The organism is Nitrobacter sp. (assembly GCF_051535215.1).
Taxonomy (GTDB): Bacteria; Pseudomonadota; Alphaproteobacteria; order Rhizobiales; family Xanthobacteraceae; genus Nitrobacter.
Window position 1 is genome coordinate 208468 of record NZ_JBPPLY010000001.1, and the last position, 21018, is coordinate 229485.

18 protein-coding genes are annotated in these 21018 nt (G+C 63.6%); 8 read left to right on the top strand and 10 right to left on the bottom strand.

Annotation, left to right across the window (positions count from 1 at the left end; translation table 11 throughout):
• Window positions 1–99: 99 nt before the first annotated feature.
• The 4 genes from dut to ubiE all read right to left on the bottom strand — a co-directional run bounded on the left by dut (window position 100) and on the right by ubiE (window position 4385).
• Window positions 100–558, bottom strand: a complete 459-nt coding sequence (gene dut / locus ACS3WB_RS00965; protein ID WP_438273740.1) for a dUTP diphosphatase — start codon at window positions 556–558, stop codon at window positions 100–102.
• Window positions 555–1991 carry a bifunctional phosphopantothenoylcysteine decarboxylase/phosphopantothenate--cysteine ligase CoaBC gene (gene coaBC, locus ACS3WB_RS00970; protein ID WP_438273741.1) on the bottom strand — a complete coding sequence of 479 codons (1437 nt, stop codon included), beginning with the start codon at window positions 1989–1991 and terminating at the stop codon, window positions 555–557. The genes dut and coaBC overlap by 4 nt, the downstream gene beginning before the upstream one ends.
• Before the next feature lie 67 nt (window positions 1992–2058).
• Complete coding sequence (gene ubiB, locus ACS3WB_RS00975; RefSeq protein WP_438273742.1) at window positions 2059–3627, bottom strand: 2-polyprenylphenol 6-hydroxylase; 1569 nt, start codon at window positions 3625–3627, stop codon at window positions 2059–2061.
• Window positions 3624–4385 (bottom strand): bifunctional demethylmenaquinone methyltransferase/2-methoxy-6-polyprenyl-1,4-benzoquinol methylase UbiE, encoded by a 762-nt coding sequence (gene ubiE, locus ACS3WB_RS00980; RefSeq protein ID WP_438273743.1) that lies wholly within the window; start codon window positions 4383–4385, stop codon window positions 3624–3626. The genes ubiB and ubiE overlap by 4 nt, the downstream gene beginning before the upstream one ends.
• Window positions 4386–4508: 123 nt before the next feature.
• Here ubiE and ACS3WB_RS00985 point away from each other — a divergent pair, with 123 nt between their 5' ends.
• Together ACS3WB_RS00985 and mutM are read left to right on the top strand one after the other, a co-directional pair.
• Window positions 4509–4889, top strand: coding sequence for a glyoxalase superfamily protein (locus ACS3WB_RS00985; protein WP_438273744.1), 381 nt, complete (start codon window positions 4509–4511; stop codon window positions 4887–4889).
• Window positions 4890–4921: 32 nt separating this feature from the next.
• Window positions 4922–5803 carry a bifunctional DNA-formamidopyrimidine glycosylase/DNA-(apurinic or apyrimidinic site) lyase gene (gene mutM, locus ACS3WB_RS00990; RefSeq protein ID WP_438273745.1) on the top strand — a complete coding sequence of 294 codons (882 nt, stop codon included), beginning with the start codon at window positions 4922–4924 and terminating at the stop codon, window positions 5801–5803.
• 179 nt (window positions 5804–5982) lie between these two features.
• Here mutM and ACS3WB_RS00995 read toward each other — a convergent pair whose 3' ends face one another.
• Window positions 5983–7323, bottom strand: coding sequence for a serine protease (locus ACS3WB_RS00995; protein ID WP_438273746.1), 1341 nt, complete (start codon window positions 7321–7323; stop codon window positions 5983–5985).
• A 220-nt stretch (window positions 7324–7543) separates the two neighbouring features.
• On the opposite strand from ACS3WB_RS00995, the gene ACS3WB_RS01000 reads away from it, so the two are divergent.
• Window positions 7544–8344, top strand: coding sequence for a HesA/MoeB/ThiF family protein (locus tag ACS3WB_RS01000; protein ID WP_438273747.1), 801 nt, complete (start codon window positions 7544–7546; stop codon window positions 8342–8344).
• 62 nt (window positions 8345–8406) lie between these two features.
• Here the strand turns inward: ACS3WB_RS01000 and ACS3WB_RS01005 are convergent, their stop codons facing one another.
• On the bottom strand, window positions 8407–9408 hold the full coding sequence (locus ACS3WB_RS01005) for a 2-hydroxyacid dehydrogenase (protein ID WP_319797259.1): 1002 nt from the start codon (window positions 9406–9408) through the stop codon (window positions 8407–8409).
• Between the two features lie 348 nt (window positions 9409–9756).
• Here ACS3WB_RS01005 and ACS3WB_RS01010 point away from each other — a divergent pair, with 348 nt between their 5' ends.
• Window positions 9757–10260 carry an SH3 domain-containing protein gene (locus tag ACS3WB_RS01010; protein ID WP_438274017.1) on the top strand — a complete coding sequence of 168 codons (504 nt, stop codon included), beginning with the start codon at window positions 9757–9759 and terminating at the stop codon, window positions 10258–10260.
• Window positions 10261–10494: 234 nt separating this feature from the next.
• Here ACS3WB_RS01010 and irrA read toward each other — a convergent pair whose 3' ends face one another.
• Complete coding sequence (gene irrA, locus ACS3WB_RS01015; protein WP_438274018.1) at window positions 10495–10968, bottom strand: iron response transcriptional regulator IrrA; 474 nt, start codon at window positions 10966–10968, stop codon at window positions 10495–10497.
• A 502-nt stretch (window positions 10969–11470) separates the two neighbouring features.
• On the opposite strand from irrA, the gene fabA reads away from it, so the two are divergent.
• The 3 genes from fabA (at window position 11471) to fabI (ending at window position 14320) form a co-directional block, all read left to right on the top strand.
• Complete coding sequence (gene fabA, locus ACS3WB_RS01020) at window positions 11471–11995, top strand: 3-hydroxyacyl-[acyl-carrier-protein] dehydratase FabA (protein WP_438273748.1); 525 nt, start codon at window positions 11471–11473, stop codon at window positions 11993–11995.
• A gap of 88 nt (window positions 11996–12083) precedes the next feature.
• Window positions 12084–13307 carry a beta-ketoacyl-ACP synthase I gene (gene fabB / locus ACS3WB_RS01025; protein WP_438273749.1) on the top strand — a complete coding sequence of 408 codons (1224 nt, stop codon included), beginning with the start codon at window positions 12084–12086 and terminating at the stop codon, window positions 13305–13307.
• Window positions 13308–13486: 179 nt separating this feature from the next.
• A complete protein-coding gene (fabI, locus tag ACS3WB_RS01030) occupies window positions 13487–14320 on the top strand; it encodes an enoyl-ACP reductase FabI (RefSeq protein ID WP_438273750.1) in 834 nt (277 codons plus the stop codon).
• Window positions 14321–14377: 57 nt separating this feature from the next.
• Here fabI and ACS3WB_RS01035 read toward each other — a convergent pair whose 3' ends face one another.
• Window positions 14378–14974 carry a glutathione S-transferase family protein gene (locus ACS3WB_RS01035; RefSeq protein WP_438273751.1) on the bottom strand — a complete coding sequence of 199 codons (597 nt, stop codon included), beginning with the start codon at window positions 14972–14974 and terminating at the stop codon, window positions 14378–14380.
• 163 nt (window positions 14975–15137) lie between these two features.
• Entirely contained in the window at window positions 15138–17327 is a 2190-nt protein-coding gene (katG, locus tag ACS3WB_RS01040; RefSeq protein WP_438273752.1) for a catalase/peroxidase HPI, read from the bottom strand.
• 268 nt (window positions 17328–17595) lie between these two features.
• Here katG and ACS3WB_RS01045 point away from each other — a divergent pair, with 268 nt between their 5' ends.
• Window positions 17596–18510, top strand: coding sequence for a LysR substrate-binding domain-containing protein (locus ACS3WB_RS01045; RefSeq protein ID WP_438273753.1), 915 nt, complete (start codon window positions 17596–17598; stop codon window positions 18508–18510).
• A 198-nt stretch (window positions 18511–18708) separates the two neighbouring features.
• On the opposite strand, the gene pnp is transcribed toward ACS3WB_RS01045, so the two are convergent.
• Window positions 18709–20859, bottom strand: coding sequence for a polyribonucleotide nucleotidyltransferase (gene pnp, locus ACS3WB_RS01050; protein WP_438273754.1), 2151 nt, complete (start codon window positions 20857–20859; stop codon window positions 18709–18711).
• Window positions 20860–21018 lie beyond the last annotated feature (159 nt).

Genomic DNA, 21018 nt, shown 5'->3' on the forward strand with positions numbered 1-21018 from the left:
GCTATAGCGCTTTCGAGCGAAGTGGATTCCGGTTCGCGTGAAGAAAACGCGTCGCAAAATCATAGAGTCTCGCTTTGATTCTATCAAAAGCGAAAGGCTTTAACGTCCTGTCGAGCCGAATCCGCCGCTGCCGCGCGAGGTGGCCGGCAGCGTATCGGCGCGCGCGAGTTCCACGCGCGTCACCGGCGCCACGATCATCTGCGCGATGCGCTCGCCGCGCCGGATCGTGAATGCCTCCCGACCGAGATTCACAAGAAGAACATTGATCTCGCCGCGATAGTCGGCATCCACGGTGCCGGGCGAATTCAGCACGGTGACGCCATGCCTTGCGGCGAGGCCGGAGCGCGGCCGCACCTGCGCCTCGAATCCCTCGGGCAAGGCGATGACGAGACCGGTCGGCACCATCGCATGCTGTCCGGCTGCGAGCACCAGCGGCGTTTGTTCGGGAACCGCGGCCAGCAGGTCGAGGCCGGCGGCCTGGCTGCTCTGGTAGGCCGGCAGCGCAAGACCTTCGGCGTGCGGCAGTTGCCGGACGTCGACCCTGATCGCACCATTCATGCGGCCTGATCCGTCACGGCCGAGACGATGCGTTCGATCAGCATGGCGGCAACCTCTTCCTTGGTCATGACGGGAAAGGACTCGGTCTTGATCTCGCCGCCGCTCTCACGCGTCAGCAGATGCACGGTGTTGCGGTCGCCGCCCATCACGCCGCTGCCGGGCGAGACGTCGTTGGCGACCATCCAGTCGCAGCCCTTGCGCGCGAACTTCGCCTTGGCATTGTCGATAAGATGCTCGGTCTCGGCGGCGAAGCCGATCACCAGCGCCGGCCGGTTCTCGCGCAGGTTCGAGATGGTTGCGAGGATATCCGGGTTCTCGACCAGTTGCAGCGGCGGCATTCCGGCTGCGGTCTTCTTCATTTTCTGCGCGCCTTCGTGGGCGACGCGCCAGTCGGCAACCGCGGCAGTGAAGATCGCGACCTCCGTTGGCAGCGACGCCTCGACGGCCGCCAGCATCTCGCGCGCCGATTCGACATGCTTCACCGTGACGTCCGCAGGATCGTCAAGACCGACCGGTCCTGCGATCAGCGTCACGTCCGCCCCAGCCGCCTGCGCCGCAGCGGCGATGGCAAAGCCCTGCTTGCCCGAGGAGCGGTTGGCGATATAGCGCACCGGATCGATCGGCTCAAAGGTCGGTCCGGCGGTGACCAGCACGCGGCGGCCCTTGAGGGGCTGCGTGCGCGCGGGCCTGAGAATCCGCTCGGCAACTGTTGCGATCTCGGTCGGCTCGGCCATGCGTCCGACGCCGGCCTCGCCCGCTTCGGCCATCTCCCCGGCATTGGGGCCGATCATCACGACGCCATCGCTGGCAAGCTGTGCCACGTTGCGGCGTGTCGCCGGGTTGTTCCACATCAGCGGGTTCATCGCCGGCGCCAGCAGGATCGGCCTGTCGGTGGCGAGCAGGACCGCGCTGGCGAGATCGTCCGCGTGGCCGTGCGCCATCTTTGCCATCAGATCGGCGGTGGCGGGCGCCACCACGATCAGGTCACAGTCGCGCGCAAGCCGGATATGTCCGGCGTCAAATTCGCTGCCTGGATCGAACAGGTCAGTGTGGACGCGAGCGTGCGACAAGGCGCTGGCGCTCAGCGGAGTCACGAATTGCTGCGCAGCATTTGTCATGATGCAGTGCACAATAAAGCCGCGCTCCTTCAGTCGACGGATCAGGTCGAGCGACTTATAGGCTGCGATGCCGCCGCCGATGATCAGCGTCACGTTACGCAGGCCATTGGATTTACGTGATGAATATTTTTCGCCCGATATTGCTGCGCTGCGAGATGGCTTATTATCCGTGGCAGCGTCCGACGATCCAGCACGCGCCGTCTCTCTCAGGATGACGCGGACCTCATCCTCGACGGACCGGCCGTTGCGCGCGGCGCGCAGGCGCAGCTCGGCCTTGGTGGCATCGTCGAGTTTGCGGATGGTCAGGCTGGCCATGACATCCCTGCGGTCAAGTACGCCAGCATTGATAGCAAAATATGCTATCAATGCAATCAAATGGATTTCAGTGAGCGGTCCAGAGCAGGCCGACCAGCGCGGCTGCGATGACCCACAGCGCCAGAATGCTCCAGCGGTGACTGCGCGCTTCGGCTCGTTTGATTTCTGCGATGGTGTCGGGACCTAGCGCCAGCCCTTCGCGGGACATCGTCTCGAATTGCTCGATCAGGGCGACGGTTCGCGAAGCGAGCGCCGGAAGCCCTCCGAGCAGGCGGCCAAGCTCGCCCGCGCCTGCCACGGCGCCCTGCATCCGGCCCATCGGGCCAAGGTTCTGCGTGATCCATTCGCGCACCACGGGGTCGGCCACCGTCCAGATGTCCAGCTTGGGATCGAAGCTGCGCGCCACGCCTTCCACCACCACCATGGTCTTCTGCAGCAAGATCAGTTCGGGCCGAGTCTGCATGTCGAACAGGCCGGTGACCTCGAGCAGCAGCGTCAGCAGCTTGGCCATCGAGATTTCCTCGGCGGTGCGATTGTGGATCGGCTCGCCGATGGCGCGGATGGCTTGCGCGAAATTCTCCACCGAGTGATGGCTCGGCACATAGCCGGCTTCGAAGTGTACCTCGGCGACGCGGCGATAATCGCGCGTGATGAAACCGAGCAGGATCTCGGCGAGGAAGCGCCGTTCTTTCAGCCCCAACCGACCCATGATGCCGAAGTCGACGGCGACTAGCTGGCCCGACTTGTCGAGGAACAGATTGCCGGGATGCATGTCGGCATGGAAAAAGCCGTCGCGCAGCGCGTGGCGCAGGAAGCTCTGGATCACCTTGCGGCCGAGCTCGGGCAGGTCGACATGCGATTGCGCGAGCCGCGCATGATCATTCAGCGCGATGCCGTCGATCCACTCCATCGTCAGCACGTTGTGGGTGGTGCGGTCCCAGTCGACGGTGGGGACGCGGAAATCAGGATCGTCGCGGGTGTTCTCCGCCATTTCCGACAGCGCGGCCGCCTCCAGCCGCAGGTCCATTTCCATCGCCACCGACCGCGACATGGTGTTGATGACTTCAACCAGGCGCAGCCGCCGCGCTTCGGCGGAATGCGCCTCGGCCTTGTTGGCGACAAAGAAGAAATCGGAAAGGTCGCGGCGGAAACGCGCGGCGACGTTGGGTCTCAGCACCTTGACCGCGACCTGCTTGCGGACGCCGTCCTTATCGACCTCGCCGCGATGAACCTGCGCGATCGAAGCCGCCGCCACCGCCGGTCCGAAACTTGTGAAGGCTTGCGCCACCGGCTTTTCCAGCGCGGCCGCGACCACGGCTTCGGCCTCCGCTTGCGCAAACGGTGGCAGGCGGTCCTGCAGGCTTTCCAGATCGCGGGCCATCACGACGCCGACGACGTCGGGCCGCGTGGCAAGGAACTGTCCGAGCTTGAGATAGGCCGGCCCGAGCCGGGTCAGCGCCCGCGACAGCCGCGGTCCGGATTTCGCGCCGCGGCGTTCGATCAGGCGGGCCATGCGCAGCGCGAGTTGTCCAGGCGGCGGCACCAGCGATGGATCGACCACGCCGAACACGCCCTCGCGCGCGAACACGAACGCGGCACGCGCCAGCCGCGCGGCATGGGTCAATGCGGAGATCACAAACGCCAGCCCGAATGCAGCGCGACGATGCCGCCGGAGAGAATCTGCCAGTTGACCCGCGCAAAACCGGCGTCGCGGATCATGTCCGCGAAGGCGTTCGGCTTGGGAAACTTGCGGATCGATTCCACAAGGTACTGATAGGAGCCGGCATCGCCGGTGACGGCGCGGCCGAGCGGCGGGATTACCTTGAAGGAAAACAGGTCGTAGATCTTCTCGAGGCCGGGCACGTCGACCGTCGAGAATTCGAGGCAGAGAAACCGGCTGCCCGGCCTCAGCACCCGAAACGCCTCGCGCAGCGCGGCGTCGATGCGCGGCACGTTGCGGATTCCGAACGCGATCGTGTAGGCGTCGAAACTGCGGTCCGCGAACGCCAATGTTTCGGCGTTGCCTTCGACGAACGACACCCGATCATCGAGATGTGCCTTGACCGCGCGCTCGCGGCCGACCGCGAGCATGTCCGGATTGATGTCGCAGACCGTGGCCCGGAATCCGCCTCCTGCGGCTTTTGCCGCGCGGAAGGCGATATCGCCGGTCCCGCCGGCGACGTCGAGCAGCGCGAACGAGGCATCGCCGCGCGGCGGGTTCAGCGCCGTGATCATCACGTCCTTCCAGACGCGGTGCAGCCCGCCGGACATCAGGTCGTTCATCAGGTCATAGCGCTGTGCCACGCTGTGGAACACGTCGTTCACCAGCGGTTGCTTGTCCTCCACGGGAACGTCCCTGAAGCCGAAATGCGTCGTCTGGTCCTTTCCATCCATGCCCGTGCTCTCCATGCTATGGACCATAGCCTGCCATGCTGCGCTGCGCTACAAGCGAACTCCATCTGAAGATGGATCGCCATTCGAGAGTGGTTAACCGGCGACATCAGGAGGGAAGCGCCGATGCCCCCACAGTTCGCCAAAACGACTCCGATCCTGCGGATGTTCGATGTCCGCAAGGCGCGGGAGTTCTACCTCGATTTTCTAGGATTCAAGGTCGATTTCGAGCACCGGTTCGAGCCGGACCTGCCGCTCTATATGGGGATATCGCTGGGTTCGGCGGTGTTGCATCTCAGCGAGCACCATGGAAGCTGCTCGCCCGGCGCGCGCGTCATCATCGAGACGACGGGGCTTGCGGATTATCAGGCGGGGCTGCTCGCCAAGAGCTACGGCTATGCGCGGCCCGGATTGGAGCATCAGCCCTGGGGCGCCACCACGATGACGGTGACCGATCCGTTCTACAATGCGCTGGTGTTCAGCGAGGAAGACGAGACCCCGACCTAAAGCGCGGGGACAATCATACACCGAGCGAAACCGTGCCCGAACTTCCCGAAGTCGAAACCGTCCGCCGCGGCTTGCAGCCGGCGATGGAGGGCGCAACGATCCTGCGCGCCGAGGCGCGTCGCAAGGACCTGCGGTTTCCGTTTCAGGCCGATTTCGTCGCCCGTCTGGAGGGGCAGGCCGTGACCGGGCTCGGGCGGCGCGCGAAATATTTGCTGGCCGATCTCGCGTCCGGCGACGTGCTGCTGATGCATCTGGGCATGTCCGGCTCGTTCCGCGTGATCGATGCGGCGGGAGCTGCGGCTCCGGGCGATTTTCATTTTCCGCGCGACGAGAGACGCGTCCACGATCATGTGAGTTTTACGATGTCGTCCGGCGCCGAGATCGTGTTCAACGATCCGCGCCGCTTCGGCTACATGAAGGTCGTCGCCCGCGAGGCGCTCGACGACGAGCCGCTGCTGAAAGGACTAGGGCCGGAGCCGCTTGGCAACGCATTCGACGCGGCGATGCTGGCGCGTTCGTGCCGCGACAAGAAAACCAGCCTGAAGGCCGCGCTGCTCGACCAGCGCGTGGTTGCGGGGCTCGGCAATATCTATGTCTGCGAGGCGCTGTTTCGCGCGCATCTGTCGCCGCGCCGTCTCGCCGCGACGCTCGCCTTGAAAACGGGCGGACCGACCGCGCGCGCCGGACGGCTGGTCGAAGCCATTCACGATGTGCTTAACCAGGCAATCAAGGCCGGCGGTTCCTCTTTGCGCGACCACCGGCAGACTTCCGGCGAACTCGGCTACTTCCAGCATTCGTTCGGGGTATACGATCGCGAGGGCGACAAGTGCGGCACCCCCGGATGCAAGGGCGCGGTAAAGCGCTTCACCCAGAACGGACGCTCGACGTTCTGGTGCCCGAGTTGTCAGAAGTAGCGCCTGCGCACGGCACAACCGGCGCCGTCATGCCCCGATGCGCCATTGCGCATCTGAGGGCGCGCGAAGCCCGGAATACATAATTCTGTTTGGTTATGGATTCCGGATAGCCGCTTGCGCGGCTTCCGGAATGACGTCAGGCATTTTTCGACCGTCGGACCATGATCGAAGGTCATAATCTACTTCCGCACGCAGATCACGCGGACCACCGCGGCTTTCGCGTCGGACGGTTCGCTTGCAAGCGTCACTTTGTTCGCTTTCAAAAAAGCCCGCACGGTCTCGGCAGGAGCGAGCACGGCCTGCGCGGTGGGCGTCGAAGGCACTGCAACCGTTGCCGGCTTCAACAGCACGAGACCCGCGAACTTTCCGTTTGCGTCGAGCGCGGCCGAGCCGGAGAAGCCGGGCGGGGGCGCCGGAGACAGCGCCGGTTCGCTGTCGCCTCCCTGTGCGACCGATGCCTTGACGCGGCTCACCGCGGAGCCGCCGCCCTGGTTCTGCGGGTCGATGATGCCGACAAGGTCGAGGCTGCCCCTGGCCGAGCCGCCGTCGAGCGCGATCGGCTTCAATCCATGCGCGCCGTAGATGCGCAGCAGCGCTATGCCGTGATCCTTGTCGCTGGCGATTTTGTCGGCGTTGCCGTGGCCCGCGACGACAATCGATTTGCACTCATCGGTGACATCAGTGCCGGTGACGATCGTGCCATCGCTGTTGACGATGACGCCCGTCCCGTACTCCACGGTTTTGCGCGGTGGCGGCCCATCTGCGGGAAACGGATCGAATGCGCTCGACATCGCGATCACCACGGGCTCCATGGTGCCTTCGGTGGCCTGATCGTAGAGGATGGTCAGGATGCGCGCCTCGCTGTCCCGAAGCTGGCCGCGGACATAGAACTTCTTCAGTCCCTGCATGCCCGACAGCACGAAGAAATCCGGCTTGACCGTGCTGTAGTCGAGCTTGCGTCCGGCCGGTTCCTTTCGCTCGGACTCCGCGAGTTTCGCGGTGGTGAGGCCGGCATCCTTGCGGCGCGTCAGCCGGATCCGGATCGTGCCGGTCGCCGAACTCCATGTCGTGCCGTCGCCGTCGCTCGACTGCTGCGGCACCAGCCGCGCCGGCAGGCCGAGCCGGGCGCCGGTTGCGGCATCGGTGACGATCTTCCACCCGGCATTGCTCCGCATCTTCCGCGCGGCGGCAGTGAGCGCGCCGCGTTCCTGCGGGTTGAGCACGCCGGTCTGCTTGCCGCCCTGATCTCTCTGGAATGTCTTGATCGCCGCGATCAGACGGTCGCTGACCTCGCCATTGATGAGGCCGTTATAGTGACCGGTCCATGCCAGGTCGGACTGCAGCGCCTGCCGTTCCGCCTGCGCCATCGCGCTCGCGGTGTCGGCCGGAGTCTGCACCGCGGGGCGGGCCGACGGCTGCGGCTTTGTTACGGCGCGTCCATGAGTGGCGGCGGGCTGCGCCTCGGCGGAAATCGCGGTGGTCACGATCATCAATGCCGCGGCGATCGGCATCGCTCGCATGACAGCTTTCGTCTCCGTTGAAACGGCGCTAGAGTCTTTAACCGTTTCATGGAAACGATGAAAGACTCTAGCGTCTTGGTCTGACGCGTTTTCTTCACGCGAACCGGATTCCACTTCGCTCGAAAACGCTATATTGAAACACATCCGCGTGGCCGGTAACAGCGGCGATCGGGTTCAGGCCTGTGCGGCGCTGGATCGAGATACGAGAACGACAGGGACGATGCTGAGCGCCGACGAACTTGAACGCTATGCCCGCCACATCGTGATGCGCGAGGTCGGCGGTCCCGGCCAGAATGCGTTGCGCAACGCGCGCGTGCTGATGATCGGAGCCGGGGGCCTCGGCGCGCCGGCGCTGATGTATCTGGCCGCCGCCGGCGTCGGCACGCTGGGCGTGATCGACGACGACGTGGTGACACTGTCGAATCTGCAGCGCCAGATCATTCATGCGACGCCGGACATCGGCAGTCCCAAGGTCGAAAGCGCCGCGGACAAGATCCGCGCGCTCAACCCGCACGTCGCGTTCCGCGCCCATCACATGCGGCTGAATGCGGCGAACGCGCTGCCGCTGCTGGCGGACTACGACCTTGTCGCCGACGGCTCCGACAATTTCGCCACGCGCTATCTGGTGGCGGATGCCTGCTTTCTGGCGAAGAAGCCGCTGGTCACCGCCGCGCTGGGGGTGTTCGACGGCACGTTGACGACGATCCGCGCCCACGAAAAAAATGCCGAGGGCGAGTTCAACCCGACTTACCGTTGCCTGTTTCCCGAGCCGCCGCCGGATGGCACGGTGCCGAGTTGTCAGCAGGCCGGAATCATCGGTGCGCTGGCCGGCGTGCTCGGCTCGATGACGGCGCTCGAGGTCATTCGCGAGATCGTCGGATTCGGCGAGGGACTGGTCGGACGCCTGCTGATGGTGGACGCGCGCGCGATGCGGTTCGAAACGTTGCACTACCAGCGCGATCCGTCGAACCCGCTCAACGGCGATCACCCGACCATCACCGATTTGAGCGCGTATCGCTGACGCCGAAACCCTCTCCCGCAAGGGGAAAGCGTGAAACGGTGCACGCTATGCGCCTCAATGTCTCACAACATGCTCGGCAACACGCGATCCGGCGGCTTGTGGGCGTCGAGGAAGGTGCGGATGTTGATGATGACCTTCTCGCCCATCTCGACGCGGCCTTCGATTGTGGCCGAGCCCATATGCGGCAGCAGCACGACCTTGCCGGCCTTGGCGAGGCGGACCAGCCGCGGGTTGACGGCGGGTTCGTGCTCGAACACGTCGAGCGCCGCGCCTGCGATCTCGCCGGCCTCGATCAGCTTCGTCAGCGTATCCTCGTCGATCACGGTGCCGCGCGCGGTGTTGACGATGTAGGCGTCCTTGCGGATCAGCTTGAGGCGGCGTGCCGACAACAGATGGAAGGTGGCCGGGGTATGCGGACAGTTCACCGAGATGATGTCCATCCGCGCCAGCATCTGGTCGAGCGAATCCCAGTAGGTCGCGCCGAGTTCGTCGGCGATCTTCGGCGCCACAGGTTTGCGGTTGTGGTAGTGGATCTGCAGGCCAAAAGCGCGGGCGCGGCGCGCCACCGCCTGGCCGATGCGGCCCATGCCGATGATGCCGAGCCGCTTGCCGCCGAGCCGCCGGCCGAGCATCCAGGTCGGCGACCAGCCGGGCCAGTCGCCGCCGGCAGTCAATAGCGCAGCGCCCTCGATGAAGCGGCGCGGCACCGCCAGAATCAGCGCCATGGTCATGTCGGCGGTGTCTTCGGTGAGAACTTTCGGCGTGTTGGTGACGGTGATGCCGCGCTCGTGCGCGGCGACGACATCGATATTGTCGACGCCGTTGCCGAACTGCGCGATCAGCCTCAGCTTGCAGTCCGGTTGATTCAGCACGGTCGCGGTGATGTCGTCGGTCACCGTGGAAACCAGGATATCCGCGGTGCGGACGGCGTCGATGAGCTGTTCCGGCGTCATCGGCTGATCGTCGAGATTGAGCCGCGCGTCGAACAGTTCGCGCATGCGGGTCTCGATCGAATCCGGCAGCTTGCGCGTGACGACAACCAGAGGCTTCTTCTTCGCCGACATCTCTTGCCCTCTAGTATTGCTTTTTTCGGTTATCGAAACGGCCGATGCGGCGGCGCAATCCAGCGAATCAGGTTCGGTCGACGGACCGTTCAGTTCCCGTTAACCCGCTTGTTCGAAACTGCGGCCGCCTGCAGATCTCAGCGTCTGTCACCTTGGTTTCCCCGGGTCGCTTGCACGTTCCGTGCAGTTTCCCGGGCTCCCCGGTCGCCGGGTGCCTGGTCCTCTCTAGCAGAAGGCCGGGCCAAGACAAGAACCTCCGGGCGTGGAATGCGGATCAGTCAGGATCAGCCGGCAACGTGAGTTTCGCAAGGGGGGCGAGTGACGATGGTGAGACAGCTTTTCACGTCCATGGCCTGCGCCGCCGCGATGCTCGGTGCGGTCGGCATCGAAGCCGCCGCCAACGCCAAGGACTCCGCGCTATCCACGAGCGGACTTCCGATTCCACGTTATGTCAGCCTGAAATCAGATCATGTGAACGTCCGCGCCGGCCCGACCAAGGACAACGACGTTGCCTGGATCTATACCAAGGCCGGGCTCCCCGTCGAAATTACGGCCGAATTCGAGAACTGGCGCCGCATCCGCGATTCGGAAGGCGCCGAGGGTTGGGTCTATCACTCGCTATTGTCCGGTCGCCGCACCGCGGTCGTCACGATGAAGGCCAAGGATGATTTAGCGCCGCTATATGACAGCGCCGATATCCAGAGCGCGGTAGCGGCCCGCCTGCAGGCCGGTGTCCTGGCGCAGGTCAAGCACTGCGCAACGGGATGGTGCCATATTGCGGGGGACGGCTTTGACGGCTGGATTCAGCAGCAGCGTCTTTGGGGCGTCTATGCCGACGAGAAAATCAACTGAGCGCAAGGCCCAACCGGCGACGCCATTACATTTTCGAGTAAAGCATGTCCTCGGCCCTGACCGGGATGGACGTCGGTTCGCGTGAAGAAAACGCATCAATTCAAAATCATACAGCATCACTTCTGATCCATCAGAAATGAAAAGGCTCTAGCTGATTTGTCAGATTTTCTGCCGCAAAAAACAACGCCCGGCACGAGGCCGGGCGCGATGAACATCAATCAAAATGCAAACGGGTCAGCGCTTCTTGCGCAGCCGCACCACCATGTCGATGCGGCTGATCTCGTAACCCTCCGGCACGTTCGGCATTTTCTGCAAAACCAGATGCGGATCCGGAATGTCGACAAGCTCGTGATTGTTCTCGAGATAGAAGTGGTGATGCGAGGTGACGTTGGTGTCGAAATAGGTCTTGGTGCCGTCGACGCTGACCTGACGCAGCAGCCCCGCGTCGGTCAACTGGTTGAGCGTGTTGTAGACCGTGGCGAGCGAGACCGGAACCTTGGCGATGGTCGCTTCTTCGTAGAGCATTTCCGCCGTGAGATGGCGTGCACCCTTGCCGAACAGCAGCCAGCCAAGCGCCATGCGCTGCCGCGTCGGCCGCAGCCCAACCGACTGCAGCATTTCGTTGACGTCGTGCCACGGGCAGCCCGTCAACGTCGGCTGGCGTCCGTGACTGATCGCCGCAACTTCGCGTTCTTCCTCGGCCACCATCACGATATTTTCGTTCGTACTCACGCCATGCACCCGAAAGCTGTTCACGCAGATAGATCGTCAGAAAAACTATAGAAAGAAGGGTGTTTAGATGCAAGTTTTTCGCAACTAGAACGGCTCCAAACTGAAGTGCGCAAAAGGCGACGTCAGGTCGGTTCGTGGAATTTCATATATACATCAATTAGATGGATTATATCAGAACATTGACCGCGGGCTGGGCTGTGACCGCCGGTCGCAGGTCTCTCTTCGGAAGATGGCCAAGCAAGCACCGGAAAACGGTGTCAAATGCGAATCAAGAGGCTGCCGAATCTTCTAGATCGACGCCGCATCACAAGACGCGACGGCAGTACGAAGCCGGTCGCCGGCATTGCTTTGCCCCCCTCCGGACCCTGTGATAGAGAGCCCGCGGCGCCGATCCAGGAACCGGCGCACGTCTCAGGCGAAAGCGATACGTTTCGCGCCTCGCGGAGCGTCATTCCTCAGGAGAGAAAGGCCAGACAGGATGCAGGATCGGCGCAGCAGCTACGATTATGAGGGTTTGCTGGCTTGCGGCCGGGGCGAACTGTTCGGGCCTGGAAATGCCCAGTTGCCGTTGCCGCCGATGCTGATGTTCGACCGGATCACCGAGATCAACGACGATGGCGGTGAATTCGGCAAGGGACTGATCCGCGCCGAACTCGACGTGAAACCCGATCTCTGGTTCTTCGGCTGCCACTTCAAGGGCGATCCGGTGATGCCGGGCTGCCTCGGCCTCGATGCGCTGTGGCAGATGGTTGGATTTTATCTCGGCTGGACCGGCGGCGAAGGTCGTGGCCGCGCGCTGGGTCTTGGCGATCTGAAGTTCACCGGCCAGGTGCTGCCGCACGTCAGCAAGGTCGTGTACAATGTCGACATCAAGCGCGTGATGCGCTCGAAGCTTGTGCTCGGGATCGCAGACGGGTGGCTTTCCGCCGACGGCGATATTATCTATCGCGCGAACGACTTGAAGGTCGGCCTGTTCAAGCAGGATGCCACGCCGGGTGCATGAGTGCCGATCACGTCTGCCGGTCGACGCAGGTTTCGGATTTTGACGAGGATGCCTTCATGAGACAGCGTAACCAGAGTGCGAGGCGATCATGAGGCGGGTTGTCGTCACGGGGATGGGCATTGTCTCGTCCATCGGAAACAACACTCAGGAAGTGCTGTCGAGTCTGTACGAGGCAAAGTCCGGCATCACGCGGGCGGAGAAGTATGCGGAGCTGGGCTTCCGCTCACAAGTGCAGGGCGCGCCGACGCTCAATCCGGCCGAGGTGGTCGATCGTCGCGCGATGCGTTTTCTGGCGGAGGGCGCCGCATGGAATCACGTCGCGATGGAGCAGGCGATCCGCGACTCGGGCCTGGAGCCCGGTGACGTCTCCAACGAACGCACCGGCATCATCATGGGCTCCGGCGGCCCGTCCGCGCGCACGATCGTGGAAGCGGCCGACATCACCCGCAGCAAGGGACCCAAGCGCGTCGGTCCGTTCGCGGTGCCCAAGGCGATGTCGTCCACCGCATCGGCGACGCTCGCCACCTGGTTCAAGATCAAGGGCGTCAACTACTCGATCTCGTCGGCCTGCGCGACCTCCAATCACTGCATCGGCAATGCCTACGAGACCATTCAGATCGGCAAGCAGGACATCGTTTTCGCCGGCGGTTGCGAGGAACTCGACTGGTCGCTGTCGGTTCTGTTCGACGCCATGGGCGCGATGTCCTCGAAATACAACGACACGCCGGCGACGGCGTCGCGGGCCTATGACGTCAGCCGCGACGGCTTCGTAATCGCCGGCGGCGCCGGCGTGGTGGTGCTGGAAGAGCTCGAACACGCAAAGGCTCGCGGCGCGCGCATTTATGGCGAGGTCATCGGTTACGGCGCGACATCGGACGGTTACGACATGGTCGCGCCGTCGGGCGAGGGCGCCGAGCGCTGCATGAGAATGGCGATGTCGACGGTGAAAACAAAAGTCGACTACATCAACCCGCACGCGACCTCGACGCCGGCCGGTGATCCGCCGGAAATCGAGGCGATCCGCAAGGTGTTCGGCACCGGCGAGACGTGCCCGCCGATTTCCGCCACCAAGTCGCTGACGGGCCACTCGCTCGGCGCGACCGGCGTGCAGGAGGCGATCTATTCGCTGCTGATGATGAATAACGGCTTTATCTGCGAAAGCGCAAATATCACTGAACTCGATCCGGTGTTCGCGGACATGCCTATCGTGCGCAAGCGTATCGACAACGCCAGAATTGGCGCGGTGATGTCGAATTCATTCGGCTTCGGCGGGACCAATGCCACGCTGGTATTCAAACGACTGGATGCGTGATCGCTTCGTACGGCAGCCGGGGAGGCCGACGACGGCGGCAGCAATAACGATTATGTCAAGACCTGGGTAAAGCGCGGAGCACGTCTTGCGCGGACGTTCCGGCTCATCCAAACCTTCCAACCTGTCCACGTTATCACGACGTGGATGCCCGGCTTGGGGCGGGCAAGACGGAGTCTCGCATGACAAACCTGATGCAAGGCAAGCGCGGCCTGATCATGGGGGTCGCCAACGACCACTCGATCGCCTGGGGCATCGCCAAGACGCTGGCCGCGCACGGCGCGGAACTGGCCTTCACCTACCAGGGCGAGGCGCTGGCCAAGCGGGTCAGGCCGCTGGCCGAATCGGTGGGCGCGAGCCTGGTGCTGCCGTGCGATGTCGAGGACATCGCGTCGGTCGACAAGGTGTTCGCCGATATCGGCAAGGCATGGGGCAAGATGGATTTCCTGGTCCACGCCATCGCGTTCTCCGACAAGAGCGAATTGAACGGCCGCTACGCCGACACCACGCGGGAGAATTTCACGCGAACCATGCTGATCTCCTGTTTCGCCTTCACCGAGGCCGCCAAACGCGCGGCCGCGCTGATGCCGGATGGCGGCAGCATGCTCACGCTGACCTACAACGGTGGCGACCGCGCGATGCCGAACTACAACGTGATGGGCGTCGCCAAGGCGGGGCTCGAAGCGTCGGTGCGCTATCTCGCGGTTGACTTCGGCGGGCAGAACATCCGAGTCAATGCCATTTCGGCTGGTCCGATCCGCACGCTGGCCGGCGCCGGCATCGGCGACGCTCGCTTCATGTTCGCGTTCCAGCAGAAGCATTCGCCGCGGCGGCGCGGCGTCAGTCTCGAGGAACTCGGCGGCGCCGGGCTCTATTTGTTGTCTGATTTGTCCGGTGGGGTCACCGGTGAGATTCATTTCGTCGATTCCGGCTACAACATCATCGCTATGCCTCAGCCGGACGCGCTGCGCAGCGAAGGCATCAGCAACGGCGCCTCGGGCGAGGCGGCGAAGTAAGCCGCTTTCCGAGGTGGCGCTGCAGTCGCATCGCGTTCTTCCACATGGGAAGACGAATCAGCCCGCCGCGATTTTCTCCGCGCGCTGAAACGCCGGCCGGGCCACGCAGCGGTCGATGTAGCGATCGAAAGACGGACGCGACGGCACCATCTTGAACTGGCGGATCGCGAAGTTCAGGCCAGAGCCGATCACGATGTCGGCGGCGGAAAAGTCGTCGCCGAGAATCCACGGACCTTTTTCCAGTGCCTTGTCGAGCACGTCGAAAACCTGCGTGGCGCTTCCCCAGGCCGCCGTTCTCGACGGCACCTCGATCTTGGTGAAGATCTGGATCAGTGCCGGTTCGATGCAGCTTGGTCCGAAGAACAGCCATTGCAGATATTTCGCCCGGCGCGCATCGCCGAGCGGAGGAGCCAGCTTCGTGTCCGGAAAACGCTCGGCGACGTAGGCGCAGATCGCCGCTGATTCGGCGATTGCGATGTCGCCGTCGGTCAGCGCGGGCACCTTTCCCATCGGGTTGATGGCGAGAAACTCCGGTGTCTTCTGCGCGCCGGTGGAGAGGTCGGTCAAGACCCTCTCATAAGGCTGTCCGGCTTCTTCCATCAGCCAGAGCGCGGTGAACGAACGCGTGTGCGGCGACCAGTAGAGTTTCACCATTGAAGAGAAGTCCTTTCTTCCGGCGATCGTTTCGTCATGTCGCATAACAGGCCGGAATCGCCACATCGCGACAACGAAAAGCCCCCGCGAAGATATCGCAGGGGCTTGTTGTTGCTTTTACGGCGAGAACCGACCGCGTCTCTCGAAGAGGTAACCGCCGCGATCAAGACTTGAGATCGAAACGGTCGGCATTCATCACCTTGGTCCATGCGGCGACGAAGTCGCGTGCGAATTTTTCCCTGGCGTCGGCGCAGCCATAGACTTCCGCGAACGCGCGAAGCTGGGAGTGTGAGCCGAAGATCAGGTCGACGCGGGTAGCGGTCCATTTCAGCGCGTTGGTCTTGCGGTCACGGCCTTCGTAGATTCCGTCAGAACCCGGCGGCAGCCACTGCGTGCGCATGTCGAGGAGATTGACGAAGAAGTCGTTGGTCAGCGTGCCCGGCTGTTTGGTGAAGACGCCGTGTTTGGAGTCGCCGGCATTGGCGCCAAGCACCCGCAGGCCTCCGATGAGAGCCGTCAACTCCGGTCCGGTCAGCTTCAGCAATTGGGCGCGGTCCACCATCGCCTCCTCGGGCGCCATGAACTGCTCTTTCTTTTTGTTGGTGTAGTTGCGGAAGGCGTCGGATCGCGGCTCGAGCGGAGCGAACGATTCGACATCGGTCTGTTCCTGCGAGGCATCCATGCGGCCTGGCATGAATGGCACCTTGACGTCGAGGCCGGCGTCCCTGGCAGCCTTCTCGACCGCGGCACTGCCGCCGAGCACGATCAGGTCGGCGAGCGATATCTTCTTGCCGCTTCCGGCCGAACCGTTGAACTCCTTCTGAATTGCTTCGAGTCTGGTCAGCACCGTTCGGAGCTGGTCCGGCTGGTTGACCTCCCAGTCCTTTTGCGGGGCGAGGCGTATGCGCGCGCCGTTGGCGCCACCGCGTTTGTCGGAGCCGCGGAACGTCGAGGCCGAAGCCCAGGCAGTCGAAACCAGTTGCGGCACGCTCAGCCCGGAGGCGAGGATCTTCGCCTTCAGGTCGACGACGTCCTTGTCGTTGACCAGTTCATGGTCGACGGCCGGGATCGGGTCCTGCCAGATCAGCACTTCCTTCGGCACCAGCGGACCGAGATAACGCTCGCGCGGCCCCATGTCGCGATGGGTAAGCTTGAACCAGGCGCGGGCGAAGGCATCCGCGAACTTGTCCGGATTCTCGTGGAAGTGCTTGGAGATCTTCCCGTAGGCGGGATCGAAGCGCAGTGACAGGTCGGTCGTCAGCATGGTCGGCACATGCATCTTCGACGGATCGTGGGCGTCGGGCGTGATCGCCGGGGCGTCTTTCGCCTGCCATTGGTGAGCGCCGGCCGGGCTCTTGGTCAGCTCCCATTCAAACTTGAACAGCGTGTCGAAGAAGTTGTTGTCCCATTTCGTCGGCGTCTGTGTCCAGGTGACCTCCAGGCCGCTGCCGATCGAATCCGCTCCTTGTCCGGTGCCGAACTTGCTCTTCCAGCCGAGACCCTGATCCTCGATCGCGGCCAATTCCGGCGCCGGGCCGACCAGCGATGCATCGCCTGCGCCATGCGTCTTGCCGAAGGTGTGGCCGCCGGCGATCAACGCAACGGTCTCCTCGTCGTTCATCGCCATGCGGAAGAACGTTTCGCGGATGTCCTTGGCCGCCGCGACCGGGTCCGGTTTGCCGTTGGGCCCTTCCGGATTGACGTAGATCAGACCCATCTGCACGGCGGCGAGCGGCTCGGCGAGTTCACGTTCGCCGCTGTAGCGTTCGTCGCCGAGCCAGGTTCCTTCGGGACCCCAGAACAACTCCTGTGGCTCCCATTCGTCGACACGGCCGCCAGCGAAACCAAAGGTCTTGAAGCCCATCGATTCCAGCGCGGCGTTGCCGGCGAGAACGTAGAGATCGGCCCAGGAAATCTTGCGACCGTATTTCTGCTTGATCGGCCACAACAGGCGGCGCGCCCGGTCCAGCAGCACGTTGTCCGGCCAGGAGTTGAGTGGCGCGAAACGCTGCTGACCGCCGCCAGCGCCGCCACGGCCGTCGGTGATGCGGTAGGTTCCCGCGCTGTGCCACGCCAGACGGACCATCAGTCCGCCGTAGTGTCCGAAGTCGGCCGGCCACCAGTCCTGCGAGTCGGTCATCAGCGCCTTCAGATCATTGATGACGGCGTTCAGGTCGAGACTGGCAAACTCTCTGGCATAATCGAAGTCCTTGCCCATCGGATCGGACAGATTCGAGTTGTGATGCAGAACCTGAACGTCCAGTTGCTCGGGCCACCAGTCCCGGTTGCTGTGGCCGCTGGAGCCGGTGAACGGGCATTTGCCGGCACCTTTGTCGTTCGTCTTTGCGTCCATGATCAAGTCTCCGATGCTGTGCTGTCGCGTCGTTGCCGAATAGCCGCTACGGCAAATTCCAGTGGCGGATCGTCCGAGGCAAAGGTCCTTGAGCCACACTTGTCTCAGACGAGCCTCTTCAGACGGGCCGGCCGACCGGAGGTCCAAGGATTTGCCCAGACAAGGCCGCGGTCCTTCCGCAACGCGAGGGTGAGGCAAGTCTGGAAGATATCAGCGATCAGGTCCAGTCGAATTGCCTTTGCGCCTTGATAAGTCTAACTTATCGACGATGGTCACACTCAAACAGCTCCGCTACCTCGCCGCGCTCGCGCGCCACGGCCATTTCGGACGCGCCGCCGACGCCTGCGCCGTCACCCAGCCGGCGCTGTCGATGCAGATCCGCGAACTCGAACAATTCCTTGGCGTCACCCTGGTGGAGCGGCGTCCGGGTGACGTGATGCTGACCGAGATCGGCCGGGAAATTTCCCGGCGCGCCGAAGACGTGCTGGCCTCAGTGCGCGATCTCGTCGATTTCGCCCGCCACCGCGCCAGGCCGCTGACGGGACGGCTGACCCTCGGCATTATCCCCTCGCTCGCGCCATACCTGCTGCCCCGCATGCTGCCGGCGCTGCAATCGCGTTTTCCGGACCTGCAACTTGAATTGCGGGAGACGCAGACCCGCCTGCTGATCGAGGAGATCAAGGGCGGCGCGCTTGACGCCGCGATGCTGGCGCTGCCGCTCGGCGAGCCTGACATCGACACCATGGAGCTGTTCGACGATCTGTTCCTGCTCGCGGTGCCGGCGACCGATCCACGATCCGCGCGCCGCCGCGTTGCCGCGCGTGACATCGATCAGTCGCGCCTGATCCTGCTCGAGGACGGCCACTGCCTGCGCGATCAGGCTCTGGCGTTTTGCGCCACGATCCCGCGCGGACCGGCGCCGGGCGCAACCGGCATGACGTTCGGCGCATCCAGCCTCGCCACCGTGATGCAGATGGTCGCCGGCGGTTACGGCGTGACTCTGATCCCGCAGATCGCCGCCGCCGTCGAGGCGCGCGACAGTCGCGTGAAATTTCTGCGGCTGCAAGACCCGCAGCCGGGCCGCAGCATCGGGCTGGCGTTCCGCCGAACCTCGCCGCGCAAGGTTGATTTTGCAGCGCTGGGGGATGTGGTGAAGGAGTGCGTTGCGGCGAACGGTTCCTGACCTCTCCCGCTTCCGAATGAGGTCGACCGACGAGGTCGGGCGGGTGGGGAATCTTCACCGACAGCGCAACTCTCCCCCGCAAGCGGGAGGAACGCGCTGTGCTTCGACGAAGCGCTTTCAAGCGGTGAGATGCAGGCAAACAAAAAGGGCGGCCTCTCGGAGCCGCCCTTTTAATTGATGACCGTGCTCCGGGGAGAATTATTCCACCGCGGCCTCGCGCGGCGCGTCAGCCTTTTGCTTGGCCTCAAGGTCCTCGCCGGTCTCCTGATCGACCGCTTTCATCGAAAGCCGCGTCTTGCCGCGATCGTCGAAGCCGAGCAGCTTGACCTTGACCTTGTCGCCTTCCTTGACGATGTCGGAGGTTTTTTGCACGCGGGCGGAGGCAAGCTGCGAAATATGCACGAGGCCGTCCTTGGCGCCGAAGAAGTTCACGAAGGCGCCGAACTCCATCACCTTGACCACGGTGCCTTCGTAGATCTGGCCGACTTCCGGGTCAGAAGCGATCGACTTGATCCACTTGATCGCGGCCTTCATGGCCTCGCCGTCGTTGGAGGCAACCTTCACGGTGCCGTCGTCCTCGATGTTGACCTTGGCGCCGGTCTTCTCGACGATCTCGCGGATCACCTTGCCGCCGGTGCCGATCACTTCACGGATCTTGTCAGTCGGAATCTTGAAGGTCTCGATGCGCGGCGCGTATTCGCCGAGTTCGGCGCGGGCGTTGGTGAGCGCTTTCGCCATTTCGCCGAGGATGTGGACGCGCCCGTCCTTGGCCTGGGCGAGCGCGACCTTCATGATCTCCTCGGTGATGCCGGCGATCTTGATGTCCATCTGCAGCGAAGTGATGCCGCTCTCAGTGCCCGCGACCTTGAAGTCCATGTCGCCGAGATGGTCCTCGTCGCCCAGAATATCCGAGAGCACCGCATAGCGGCTGCCTTCGAGAATGAGGCCCATGGCGATTCCCGCCGTCGGCCGCTTCAAGGGGACGCCGGCATCCATCAGCGACAGCGAGGCGCCGCACACCGACGCCATCGATGACGAGCCGTTGGACTCGGTGATCTCGGAGACGACGCGGATGGTGTAGGGAAATTCGTGATGCGGCGGCAGCACCGGGTGGATCGCGCGCCACGCCAGCTTGCCGTGGCCGATCTCGCGGCGCTTGGTGCCGCCGAGGCGTCCGGTCTCGCCGACCGAGTAGGGCGGGAAGTTGTAGTGCAGCAGGAACGTCTCCTTGTACGTTCCCGACAGCGCGTCGATGTACTGCTCATCCTCGCCGGTGCCGAGCGTGGTCACGACCATCGCCTGGGTCTCCCCGCGGGTGAACAGCGCCGAGCCATGAGCGCGCGGCAGCACGCCGACTTCGGCGACGATGTTGCGCACGGTCTTGACGTCGCGGCCGTCGATGCGCTTGCCGGTGTCGAGAATGTTCCAGCGCACGATCTTGGCTTCGAGGTGCTTGAACACGCCACTGATGCGGAGCTTGTCGTATTTCGGCTCCTGCCCTTCCGGGAAGTAATGCGCGATGACCTTGGCCTTGGCGGCGGCAACGGCATTCTGACGCTGCTGCTTATCGGCGATCGCATAGGCCGGGCGCAGGTCGCCTTCGATCAGCTCGAGCATTTCCTTTTCGATCGCGCTGTCGTCGATGGCCGCGACTTCGCGCGGCTCCTTCGCGGCCTTCTCGGCGAGTTCGATGATGGCGTTGATAACCGGCTGAAAGTGGCGGTGGCCGAACATCACGGCGCCGAGCATGACCTCTTCCGAAAGCTCCCGGGCCTCGGATTCGACCATCAGCACGGCGTCCGCGGTGCCGGCGACAACCAGCTCCAGCTTGGTCTCGATCATTTCGTCGAGCACCGGATTGAGCACGTATTCGTCGTTGATGAAGCCGACGCGCGCCGCGCCGATCGGACCCTTGAACGGCGCGCCGGACAGCGTCAGCGCGGCGGAAGCCGCGACCATCGCCAGTACGTCGGGATCGTTCTCCATGTCGTGCGACAGCACGGTGACGATGACCTGGGTCTCGTTGCGCCAGCCATCGGCGAACAGCGGGCGGATCGGGCGGTCGATCAGGCGGGATACCAGCGTTTCCTTTTCGGTCGGCCGGCCTTCGCGCTTGAAATAGCCGCCGGGAATGCGGCCGGCGGCGTAGGTCTTCTCCTGATAATCGACGGTCAGCGGCAGGAAGTCGACGCCCTCGCGCGGAGTCTTGGCGGCGACGACGGTGGCGAGCACGACGGTCTCGCCGTAGGTGGCCACCACGGCGCCGTCGGCCTGACGGGCGATCTTGCCGGTTTCGAGTTTGAGCGGACGCCCGCCCCAGTCGATCTCGACTGAATGCTTGTTGAACATTGTTTGGTCTTTCATCGGTTCACGAAAGTGCGGAGGCCGGAACGCAAAAACCATGCGCAAGATGACGAGACGCTGGCCGCAACGATGGTTGCGACGTCGGCGTCCGGCGATCCTGCCATGGTCTTCGGGTTTTGAATGGCGTCCATCCTTCCGATGGTA